Origin of the sequence: Chitinophaga sancti (genome assembly GCF_034087045.1) — a bacterium.
Classification (GTDB): Bacteria; Bacteroidota; Bacteroidia; order Chitinophagales; family Chitinophagaceae; genus Chitinophaga; species Chitinophaga sancti_B.
On sequence record NZ_CP139247.1, the window covers coordinates 4,933,249 to 4,945,441 of the forward strand.

Below are 12,193 nucleotides of genomic sequence, written 5' to 3' on the forward strand. Positions count from 1 at the left end.
ATGTAAATAAATTACATGGCATTTCAGTGAAGTATATATCAACTAACAGGAGGGAGGATGGAAGTGAGAACGGGGCATTTCAACAATGGTGATATCATTATCGAAAAAATATTTATCTGATATAATGATGAAGGCCGGGTTATTTAGCTGAATGGAGGGAAAGGTTGAAACGACAAGCTCACTACTGTTTTCGCTTCTTTTTTCCGGCGCTTTGTTTTCCTTGTTTTCTTCCTGTTTCAGCTTCTTCATCATCTGGCACTTACCGTTACAGTGCATGGATGGCCGGGCCTTGTTTTCGCAATTTTCAGCAAATGTGGCTGTATTGGTATAATAGTCAAACACAATGAGTGCCTTATTTAATGACTGGGTCATTACGACCGTCATTAATAGAAGTACTACTATTTGTTTTAATATTCCCAATACGCGATTTTTTGCAAAAATAGCCTTTATAATGGAAATATAAGGGTTCATTTAATATTTTATAATATGCCCTTATGTGATTTGATTCGTAAAATATATTAGTTTTGCAGATCAATTGCCAGCGTATCTGTTCATGAACCATTGCTTAAAATATATTATCCTCTATCTGACAATGGTTGCTATTTTTATATCAACCTTTAGTAAGAGTATTTTACTTTTACGGTTCTACATGAATCAAAGGGCGATTGTTGAACAATTTTGTATCAATAAGGACAAACCAATGATGCATTGTAATGGTCATTGTTATTTAAGAAAGCAGATGCAAAATGAACAGCAACAGGAGGAAGCGCTTGCTGATGCCTGGGGCAAAAATGAAATGTTTGTTTGTCATGTGAATATCCCCCTGCTACCTGCAGCAATTTCCTCTGAGCCTATAGATATTAACCAGTTTGTGCCAGGTAAGATTTCCCTACATCTGCGTTTAATTGATAAAAGATTGTTGAAACCTCCCATTGCTGCCTAAAGTCTTCAGTCATTTATTCAATCGTTTAACTTAATCCAATACTTGTCCTGTTTTAATTACAGCGGGATAATCCTTTATGCATTCCATCCATCCTGCTGACGATGAATCAGCATCATGATTGGCTTGCCTTTAATACAACAACAATGAAAGAGGTTTTATACATTTTATCAGGGATTTTTTTATTCACGAATGTACAGGGGCAGTCTATTAAAGGGACAGTTTCAGCTGTCAACAACAATGGCATTGATGGTGCTACTATTACAATTTTAAATGCTGGCAAGTCTACTTCATCTGATCGGGCTGGTGATTTTAAGTTTGCCGGTATCTTACCTGGAACATATCAATTAAGCGTTAGTGCTATTGGGTTTGCAACAAAGATTATTGGTGCAAAGGTAGTGGCTGGTCAGGTAACAGAATTGCATATTACCTTGACGGAACAGAACCGGCAATTAAGTGAGGCTGTTGTAACGGCTAACAAGCGGGAAGAAGATATCATCAAAGTCGCCACTTCTATCACCTCACTTTCAGCCAAAAAGATCGAAGACAACCGTGTGTGGGGGTTAGGAGACCTGGCAGCTATAGTACCCAATTATGCTTACCAGGAGCTAGGTGTGGCTTACCAACAGATACAATCTATCAGAGGAATTCAGGCTTTCAGTGAGAATCCTGCTGTTTCTACCTATATAGATGATGTAAATAACCTTGATATTTTGGCTAATGGTGCGGCCTTAACAGATGTAGAGCGTATAGAAGTATTAAGAGGGCCCCAGGGAACCTTATTTGGCAGAAATGCAATGGGAGGCGTGGTAAATATTATTACAAAGAAACCTACAAATAATGCAACTGGATTTGTAGAAGCTGGTGCAGGCAACCTGGCATTGCAACGTTTTAGTGCAGGTATAAAAACGCCTATTGTAAAAGACAAATTGTTTTTTGGATTTACAGGATTGTATCAATCAAAAAATGGATTTTATGTGAATGATACCACTGGCACTGGGGCTACAGATGGCAGTATAAATGGAAAAAGATTAGGGGATGTCAAAAATATTTATGGCAATCTGTTTTTAAAATGGCTGCCTACAAGCCGGTTAATGTTTACATTGAATATAAAGGGACAAAGAGACTGGAGTAATAATTCTACTTATATGGTTTCCCAATTTAATGATTCAGTCGGATTTGCTGATCCTAACAAACTTAATCTTGGCAGAATTGGGCAAGACCAAAGAAATATATTCAATAACTCTCTTGTTGTTAAATATTCGGCAAGCTCATTTACCATTACTTCTATTTCTGCCTACCAAAACATCCGTATGGGATATAAGGATATTTATTTCCCGGGATATTATAGTTCCTTTTATGACAAAAAGCCGGGCGAATTATTGCCTCCGCAGGTGGTGTATAGTGAAGAAGTACGTATTAATTCGAACAGCGATACAAAGTTGCAATATACTGCAGGTATATATGGATTTTCACAAAAAAGTCATGGCGGGGATAACGTGTATGAGTTATCTGCGGCTGATGCAGCCACATATGGTTACCCGGATGGATCATATATTATCGCCAGGAATGATGGCAAAAACTACGGACTGGCTGGCTTTGGAGAAGTGAGCTATCAGCTGACAGATAAACTAAAGGCGACGGTTGGTCTGCGTTATGATTACGAAAACAGGCAATCTACTTTCAACGGTTTTGGAGATGCCATCCTCATGAATGGCGAAGTGACCAACTATGTACCAGATACTACTGCCAAAGGGACTTATTCTGCATTTTCACCAAAATTTGTACTTAGCTATGCGGTGAATAGCCATTCGAATGTGTATGCTAGCTACAATCGGGGGTTTCGTGCAGGTGGTATAAACGCGCAACGTTTTACGACAAGTACTAATGCTAAGCAGACTTTTGATCCTGAATATTCAGACAACTTTGAAATTGGGTATAAGACAAACCTTGCACAAAATAAAGTTAGCATTGCAGCATCTGCATTCCTGATAAAATGGAAAGATATGCAGATGAGTAACATCGTTGCACCATTTACCTACGCTTTGGAAAATGTTGGTAATTCCCGGTCGATGGGGCTGGAACTGGAAATTTCTGCTATACCGGTGAATGGTTTACAGCTGGATGGCAGTGTAGGATTGAATAAAACCAAATATGAAGATTTTGATTTGGTCAGGGTAGATTATGCTACAGGGATAGAGACAAAAACACCTATAGCAGGGAATAGTTTGTCCAACACACCCAGCCATACAATTTACCTGGCAGCACAGTATGAATTTGGGCTTACCAAAAAAATGAGAGCAGTGATCCATGGGGATGTACGTAATATAGGCACTTATTATTCTGACATGCAAAACACGATCAAACAACCTACGTATACTTTGCTAAACACCAGGGTTGGATTAAACTATGACAACTATGGGTTATTCTTTTGGGGACAAAACCTGAGCAATGAGCGATATCTTTTATACGGTAACGGTGATAATAGTTTTGGTAGAAATGTGATCATGTCAGGCCCAAGAACTTATGGTGTGACTTTAAGCGCAAGATTTTAAAACTATTTTTCATTTTGAATAAAAAAACAATGAAGAAAATTATGTTGGCATTTGCAATAGTTACCACTATTGTGTCCTGTAAGAATAAAAAAGAAGCTACAGATGTTAAGGCGAAAGGTCATGACGAGCAACTGGCGGAAATGTTTCCTGCACCCAAAGTTGATATCAAGACGGTAGGTATTTTATTATACGATGGATATTCAACCCTGGATGCCATGGGGCCTTATAATGTATTGGGAGAGTTAATGGGAACAAATGTCTTTTTTGTAGGGTTACACAAGGGCCTGGTTGCAGATGGCAGAGGCATGAAAGTACAGGTAGACACTTCCATTGATGAAGTAAAGCATTTGGATATTCTTGTCATTCCTGGCGGTTTTAAAGAGACCTACGAATTGACAAAGGACACTAACCTGCTTAACTGGATCAGGGCGATAGACTCATCATCCGTCTATACCACAAGTGTCTGCACAGGTGCATGGATACTGGGCGCTACAGGCGTATTAAAGGGTAAAGAGGCAACAACACACTGGTGGGGAAAGAAGATCCTTGCAGCGGAATTCGGCGCAAAGGTGCAGCAAAAAAGATATGTAAGAAGTGGTAAGTACTGGACCAGTGCAGGTATCACTGCTGGAATGGATATGGGCCTTGCGCTAATCAACGAGATCAGAGGAGAGAATTATACGAAAGCAATTATGCTTGACCTGGAGTATGATCCACAACCCATTTATAAAGGAGGAAGTGATTATAATACAGATACTACCATCGTAAACGCGATGCGTACTATGTATGATATGGGAATGGAAAAGGTATTGCATCCGGTCACTACATATGAGAATATTAAATTTGATAATAATAAAGACCCGTTTTGTGGAATGCCAATAACGACTGGGGTAGTGGATACAGTTCATTATAATGGAAAGATATATGGATTTTGTAGCAAGGGGTGTAAAGATGGATTTATGAAGGATCCTGCTGCATATGCCGGGTTATATAAATAGCAATTTCATCATCATGTGCAGCTGACACTGCATATGATGATGCGAAAAATTCCATCAGCAATCTGTTAAAAAAGGTGCGCTATCAGTTGATATGAAAATAATGATTATTAAAACAATATGAAGAAGGAAATTACAGGAATTGTAATGATGACACTTGCCTTGTTCCCTATCAGCGCAATAGCGCAGGAATATGGTAAAAAGGACTTAGACACAATTACGATCAGGACGAAGACCATTAACGTCACTGATTCTTCAAGTTTTCAGGCCGCAAGACTCCCTATAAAGGACTATGAAAACCCACAGGTTGTCAGTTCAGTGAATGGAAGATTGATCGCAAACCGAAATAACTATACTCAATCTTCAATGCTTAATAATGTAGCCGGCATAACGCCAAGCTGGGCCGGTATAGCTCCTAACATTACTATCAGGGGATTTAGAACAAGACCTAACTTTAGAAATGGATTAAATGCATTTCTTGCTTACAACAGTGAAACTATCAATATAAAACAGTTAGATGTTATAAAAGGTCCGGCAGGCACTTTGTTTGGTAGTGCGAATGTAGTGTTTGGTGGTATTGTCAACAGCATTTCCTACAAACCCGAAGATGCCACCTTTACCAATATTGAACTCGCAGGAGGGAACAACAATTTCCAAAGAGGAACAATCGATATAAACACCTTCCTGGATTCCAGCCATTATGCATTGTTTCGTTTGATGGGTGCATATACCTATAAAGAAAGCTTCCAGGATGATGGATTGTACAGGAATATTTTTCTGGCCCCTGGCTTTTCTTATAAAGTAACTCAGAAATTGCAACTTGAGCTGGAAGCAGAATTTGAAAGACGTACATCTACCAACAGTACATTGCTTACTCCGGCCAATCCTTTAGTGAATGGCGTATTGACAAACACCCAAAGTGCTGGCAATTTACACCTGGATTACAAAAAATCCTATACAGATAATAGCCTGCTGTGGAGAACAACCGGACTTAATCTGTATGCCAGGGCAATTTACACCCTGTCAAACAGGTGGAGGTCTGAAACGAATCTGGTCAGTGTATATGGAACATCTAATGGCACCTACCAGACCAATACGCTGGTCCAAAACAATGCAGCAGTAGCCCGGAAAATGTTATACTATAACCCGGAAAATATGATCAGTCAGCAAGTCCAGCAGAATTTTACCGGAGATTTCAGAATAGCAAACTGGCGTAACCGTTTGGTGGCGGGGATAGATTATTATCATTATATCTATTTGGCGGATTATAGTAGCCTGGGCAGGAATTTTGATACAGTATCCATCGCTAATCCTGGTAACACTGGTGCAAAGTTGACAGAGCAATATCTATTAAACTTACTGAATGGTTCTACTCCTTACAGGACAAAATCAGAACAAAACATTTATTCAGCATATTTATCCGATGTTTTAAATCCAATAGAGGCGCTATCCATTACACTAAGTGCCAGAGTAGATCATTTAAATAACCTTGGCACATTAGACCAGAATACAGGTGCCGTTTCAGGAAAATACAATCAGACAGCATTCTCCCCAAAATTGGGGATAACCTGGCAGTTGATACCACGAACGATTACTGTATTCATCAATTACATGAATGGCTTTCAAAACGTTGCACCAACATCTCAATCAAATGGTACTGTAATGAATTTTAAGCCTCAATATGGTAATCAGCTGGAAGGTGGCGTGAAAATTTCTACTGGCAACCGGAAACTGAATGCAACATTCAGTTATTATGATATTAACGTGTCGAATGTTTTACGTACCAGCCCTAATGACAATACCCTTTATATCCAGGATGGTAAACAATATAGCCGGGGGCTGGAAGCCGATCTGTCAGCACAGCCTTTTCCTGGATTGTTCATCCATGCAGGTTCCGCTTATAATAATAGCAAACTAACTTTGGCAGATGCTAATACGCAGGGCTTAAGACCTGTTAACTCCGGTCCGGAATGGTCTGCCAACTGGTATGTGAATTATCGTTTTTTAAGAGGAGCAGTTAGTGGTTTTTCAGCTGGGTTGGGCGGCTTTTATGTAGGACGCGATCTGATAATTAACAGCAAATCAGCCGGACAATTCTATACGGATGAGTATACGCTATTCAACGGTACGGTTAGCTATGAGCATAACCGATTTACCTGGGCATTTACAGCAGATAACTTATTAAATACTAAGTACTACTATGGCGGGCGGGGTTTTATAAGCCCTGGAGCATTGCGTCAATGCATAATATCTGTAAAAATGCACTTTTAATCAGCTCAAAATTAAGTATGAAGATAAAGCAGTTCACAAAACTATCATTTAAATTGCATAGCTGGCTAGGTCTTATCCTGGGGCTGCTTTATCTTTTCCTGGGGGTTTCCGGTAGTATGTTGGTTTTCCAAAAGGAGATTGAGCAATCATGGTGCAAGGATCTGCATCAGATAGATGTACCTGCAGCTGCTGAACGAATTCCCTTAGATTCGCTATATAGGAAGGTCATCTTTGAACACCCACATATACGCAGGATGATGGTCCGAAAATTCCCTGAAAATCCGTCAGACTGCTATGAGTTTATGCTTTATCTATATCAGCAGGGACCTACTGATAACTATTTATATAGTGTATTTATTAACCCTTATACCGGTGAAATTATCAGGGAGGGAAATTTCCGTTCCGGGAAAACATCTTTCTTCAGATGGCTTTACTCCGCTCACTATTGTTTCCAGATCGATAAACCTGGACGACTAATGGCAGCTATTATTGCACTATTATTTATCATTAGTCTCTTTACAGGTATTGTCATTTACAGGAAACAGATAATCAAGGTGGTCACGTTCCGGGCAAAGTTTAAATTCGGGAACAAAACATCCTTTTTATCATCACTTCATAGGATAATAGGAGTATGGTGCCTGGTAGCCAATTTTATCTTATTTTTTACCGGTTTTTGGATGAATAAGTCACTCTTCCTACCAGCTGAATGGGAAATAGTTCCATATCAGCCTAAAACCTTTTTGATTAAAGGAAACCTTGATCAAATTTTGGAGAATGCAAGAAATGTAGCTGGATTTACACCTGTTTCAATAATGATTTCGGCTGAAAGAGAAAGGGATATTGTAGTCAGTGGTGTTTTTTCATCTACTACAAATTTGCTTTATAAAGGTAAAGGAAGTGATCTTTATTTTGACAATTATACAAATCAGCTCAAACTTATTGATCGGATTGAAGAAAAGTCTTTTCCTGACCGTTTATACTGGATGCTCAAACGGTTGCATGTAGGAGATTTTGATAGTCTTCTTTTACGGTGGATATATGTGATTATCGGTTTGACACCTGGCATACTTTCACTCACGGGTTTTTATTTGTATTGGAGGCGAAGATGGAATGGTAAGAAGATTATACATTGATTTTCAACATACCTGTTCAACCAGGTGTAGAATTGGATAGTAATGAACCTGGCAATTTAGGAATTCATTGCATCCAAAAAATATTAATATTTAAGGTGGTTAAAAAGACACTCAAATTAGCAGTTTATCATTTGATTTGATTGTTAACCACAAATAATGTTTTTAGGATTGGAGGGCGTCTTAAATAAAGGCGCCCTCTACATATGGAGGTCGTGTTAGAATACATTATTTTCAATAAAAGCCAAAGCCATCCTAAAACCTTTAGAATGGAAGATTTTGAAAACTTAATTCAAGCTGATAAGTTATGGGCAAGAAAATTTGATGCGACCCTGGATATTGATATTATTAATCGATTACTAATTTCTATTAAAGAATAGCACATGAGGTTTATCATTTCTTTTCTTATCGTAATTATTTGCCCATGTTTACTTTATGGGCAAAAAAAATTCAAACTAACTTTAGTAGTGCCGGATAGTACCGTCGCCAAGAATTTTTCTTGCTACTACTATGAATTTAGCCGAAGGGCGTATTTACCAATTACCCCCTCTTATAATAATAATCAGGTAACCTTCTCTCATAGCTATAATACTTTATATGCACAGCTTTTTATAGATTATGGCTCCGGAAAAGCTAAACCAGGTATTTCAATTGTCACTACAGATAAACCTGCTATAGTGACAATCTCAGGGCCTATCAACGAAGCTGCTCCCTTCAATAATTATACATTAAAGAATGCGCAGAATTTTGACCAGGAAAGTTCTGCCATGATTGAATACATAAAAGATACTAGAAATAATTATCTGCGAATGTATGATTCAATTACCCCAAAATTGATTTCAGGGGATAGCCTTAACTTTAATAAACTTAAAGCAGCAAAAATTGCGATGGAATCCAAACGACTGGATTACATCTGTAGCCATCCTAATTCCTATTACTCCTTTATTTCGTTTGAAAAGTATTCCATTGGAGTTCTATCCCCAGGATTGCTTTTACAGCGGTTTTCGAGCACTTTTCCAGCAAAATTCAGAAATTGTGAGGAAGGTATTGCCATTAAAAATTTTTTAATGAATAGAGCCGTTTTAGAAGAGAAGAAAAAAGCCTTATCATTCACGACGAAAGACATCGACAATAATCCGGTTATATTGAAAAATATCTATGCCAGGAAGCATGTATTACTTGTTTTCTGGGGCACCTGGTGCAAACCATGTATAGAAGAGATTCCTTTATTGAGAGAAATAAGAGTGCAGTATTCTAAAGAACAACTGGAAATAATATCGGTGGCGAGCCAGTCAAAGCCAGAGAAAGTCCGCCAATTAATTAAAGAACAACAAATGGACTGGATTCATATTGTTAACCAGGAAGATATTATCCAGCTTTATCAAGTTAATGTTTATCCTGAGATGTACCTGATCGATACTACCGGAGACATTATTTACAAAAGCGCTAATAACCCTACAGCCAGTTTTGAGAATTTGAAGAAAACATTAGATGCTATCCATAATAATTAACGATACCAGTAATTTTACTTATATCAATATTGCAATTCATCTATTTTCCTAATATTGGTCCAAAGGGACAGCCGATTGAAAGGCTTAAGCATCAGTAACCTTAAAATCATTGATAGCACTACCATCAGCCTTTTCGGAGATATTCTCAGTGGTGTGGGTCGTCCAAGATTAGATGGAGCTCGTAGGAAGGGGGGGGAATAAAAGTAAATGCGATGATGGTCGTCCCACGGTAAGAGTTTCATCGATGGTAGCTTCGACAAGGGTGACTTCATGTGGGCTAGCAGAAGTCGTGTGCACGGCGAGCGGAAGACCATTAGCGTCAGTAATAACCATGAGTTTCGTACCCTTGCCGCGCTTGGTCTTTCCAACTCCTGGGCCCCTTTTTTTGCCACCGCAAAGGTGCCATCTATGAAACATTCTGATAAGTTGATTCCTCCTTGTAATTCAAGATCCTGTGCCAGCGTTTCGAGGATCTTTCGAAATATGCCATTCTTACTCCAATGGCTGAAGCGCCTGAAGCAGGTAGAAGAAGATGGAAAACGTCCCGGCAGATCAATCCATGAGGCTCCGGTTCTAAGTATCCAGAGGATCCCATTGATAACCTCCCTGTCACTATGTATACGTGGGCAACCTTTGCCATCCTCTCGTATCGGTTATACTGGAATATGATGCCTTATTAAAGACCATTGATCATCAGTTAAATTTTCGCTTTTTGACATGCTATAAAGATCTTAAAAAAATCTAAAAGCATTTATGAAATGAGTTCTAGAAAACCTGTTTGCCTAAGCGCTGAAAATTCTTTGTGAATGCTGCATATTGGATCAGCAGGCTTTGTAATTCTGCCTTCCTGTTCTAAATATAATTATGAATATTTTCAGTTAACTATAGTTCTCTTCTTTGCTAAACCTGATTAGCATTTTATCGAAACAACGAATGATTTTTCTTTCATAGTTTAAGGTTGATGTTTCTATATGTTTAATAAACTTAGTTTGGTTGCTTATGCTGTCTTGCCCTTTCACACAACTAGGAAGCAATAAGAAAGCAATCGGTATTAATGCGATTAACTTCATGGAAGGGTTACATTTTGTACAGAATTGGTCGAATTGTTAAGCGAAGGAAAATAATTTTTCAATTCAAATAGGTTAATACAGAGTTAAGGCACAGAAAAAAACAGTACCCACAATTATCATATATTCATATATCCATATTATACATACAACTTTATGTTAACTCAGTAGAGCAGGATCATTTTTCCTCGTAAAAATTCTCATTAAGTAAATATCCTGTACTTCTTCCCCCAGATCCATCATTTAACAGGATATTTCGATCTATTAAGTTTTGTATATCGCGAATGGCGGTATCATGAGAGCACTTGGCGATCTTCCCCCATTTGGAAGATGTAAACTTGCCATCAAAGCCATCTAACAGTTTGTTGAGCATTAGTTTTTGTCGATCATTCAAGTCTTTGGTTACTGGATGGTTCCAGAATTTTGCCTTTTTAATGACAGTTGACAATGTATGCTCGGTAGCATTCAATGCACGGCTTAGGCAGGTAATGAACCATATTATCCATTCTGTGATATCTGTTGAGCCTTTTTGAGTACGTTCCAATATGTCGTAATAAGCGCTTCTTTCAGTTCTGATTTGGGCTGACATGCTGTAGAACCGGCGGGAGGTTTCATCAGCCCTAGCCAGTTGCATATCGGTTATTGCACGGGCTATACGACCGTTTCCATCGTCAAAGGGATGGATGGTGACAAACCATAAATGTGCAATAGCTGCCTTTATTATAGGGTCTATTGTATTTTCGCTATTGAACCAGTTAATGAATTGATTCATTTCTGCATCCAGCTTATCTGCATCCGGGGCCTGAAAATGGACTTTTTCCCTGCCCATTCCACCGGAGACTACCTGCATTGGATCATCTTTGGCATTGTTACGCCAGGTGCCGACTACAATTTTATACATACCACTAAAGCCAGTGGGGAACATGGATGCCTGCCAACCGAATAGACGATCGGTAGTCAATGGTTTGGCATGTCGTTGTGTAGCATCCAGCATCATTTCGACAATGCCTTCTACATTTCTGTCAGCAGGGATCAATCCAGCGACTTCGATGCCTAATCGACGGGCGATTGAAGAGCGAACCTGGTCATGGTTTAAGATTTCGCCTTCAATCTCACTGGATTTGATTACATCGAGGGTGAGTGTTTCTAACGTGGCCTCGTCCTGTAAATTAAAGCCTAAACTCTCCATACTACCTAATAGCCTGCCTTGCCTGAAGCGTACATCCGCAAGTATTTCGGTTATTGCCTCCTTATCCCATTGGAAATGGGGCCAATCTTTCAATTGATATAGGTAGATGTAACTCATTCTACGCAAGATTTGCGTCAAATATAGCTAATATTCTTCGCACGAAGAAATATTCTACGCATTTTTTGCGTAGAATGTAGGGCGTAATCTACGCAAGGTCTATCGTGCGATATGTTTGTTTCGGAACCGTATTTGAAAATACGGGAAGAAGCAGAGTGGCTACTGCCGCTTACCTGCAATTTTTGAATTGGTGAAATTCCAATCTCCCCATTATAGCGATGAAGCCATCACCCACGTGGCAGGAACTATACTAGCTCTATGTAATTATAGACTATTTGCTTCATGGCTATAGTATAGCTATACTTCTATTAGTACACCATAAGTACATTAAAAGTACATTTCTATATCCATTCGATATTGAGGTGCTCATTAAGTGTAGTATTAGTACTCATTTAGTAATATAGTTACACTATAATTC

9 protein-coding genes and 1 pseudogene are annotated in these 12,193 nt (G+C 38.8%); 6 read left to right on the forward strand and 4 right to left on the reverse strand.

All coding sequences use genetic code 11. The annotated features are described in order from the left end of the window. Positions 1 to 42 precede the first annotated feature (42 nt). A complete protein-coding gene (locus SIO70_RS20155) occupies positions 43 to 372 on the reverse strand; it encodes a hypothetical protein (RefSeq protein WP_320573728.1) in 330 nt (109 codons plus the stop codon). Between the two features lie 277 nt (positions 373 to 649). Between SIO70_RS20155 and SIO70_RS20160 the strand changes: the two genes are divergently transcribed. The 6 genes from SIO70_RS20160 (at position 650) to SIO70_RS20185 (ending at position 9,402) form a co-directional block, all read left to right on the forward strand. Beyond that, complete coding sequence (locus tag SIO70_RS20160; RefSeq protein WP_320573730.1) at positions 650 to 943, forward strand: hypothetical protein; 294 nt, start codon at positions 650 to 652, stop codon at positions 941 to 943. Positions 944 to 1,086: 143 nt separating this feature from the next. Beyond that, positions 1,087 to 3,495, forward strand: a complete 2,409-nt coding sequence (locus tag SIO70_RS20165; protein WP_320573732.1) for a TonB-dependent receptor — start codon at positions 1,087 to 1,089, stop codon at positions 3,493 to 3,495. A 29-nt stretch (positions 3,496 to 3,524) separates the two neighbouring features. Next, entirely contained in the window at positions 3,525 to 4,493 is a 969-nt protein-coding gene (locus SIO70_RS20170; RefSeq protein ID WP_320573733.1) for a DJ-1/PfpI family protein, read from the forward strand. A gap of 117 nt (positions 4,494 to 4,610) precedes the next feature. After that, complete coding sequence (locus SIO70_RS20175) at positions 4,611 to 6,761, forward strand: TonB-dependent siderophore receptor (protein WP_320573735.1); 2,151 nt, start codon at positions 4,611 to 4,613, stop codon at positions 6,759 to 6,761. Positions 6,762 to 6,778: 17 nt separating this feature from the next. Beyond that, a complete protein-coding gene (locus SIO70_RS20180; protein WP_320573737.1) occupies positions 6,779 to 7,894 on the forward strand; it encodes a PepSY-associated TM helix domain-containing protein in 1,116 nt (371 codons plus the stop codon). Between the two features lie 380 nt (positions 7,895 to 8,274). Next, positions 8,275 to 9,402 (forward strand): TlpA disulfide reductase family protein, encoded by a 1,128-nt coding sequence (locus SIO70_RS20185; protein WP_320573738.1) that lies wholly within the window; start codon positions 8,275 to 8,277, stop codon positions 9,400 to 9,402. 168 nt (positions 9,403 to 9,570) lie between these two features. Here SIO70_RS20185 and SIO70_RS33450 read toward each other — a convergent pair whose 3' ends face one another. From SIO70_RS33450 to SIO70_RS20190, 3 genes and pseudogenes are all read right to left on the reverse strand, one after another. Then, positions 9,571 to 9,819, reverse strand: coding sequence for a transposase (locus tag SIO70_RS33450; protein ID WP_414017868.1), 249 nt, complete (start codon positions 9,817 to 9,819; stop codon positions 9,571 to 9,573). Positions 9,820 to 9,932: 113 nt separating this feature from the next. Then, positions 9,933 to 10,052: pseudogene (locus SIO70_RS33455) on the reverse strand (transposase); the annotation flags it as partial. A 595-nt stretch (positions 10,053 to 10,647) separates the two neighbouring features. Further along, the gene (locus tag SIO70_RS20190) at positions 10,648 to 11,775 is read right to left on the reverse strand and encodes a Fic family protein (protein ID WP_320573740.1); all 1,128 of its coding nucleotides are present in this window, start codon (positions 11,773 to 11,775) and stop codon (positions 10,648 to 10,650) included. Positions 11,776 to 12,193: the final 418 nt, after the last annotated feature.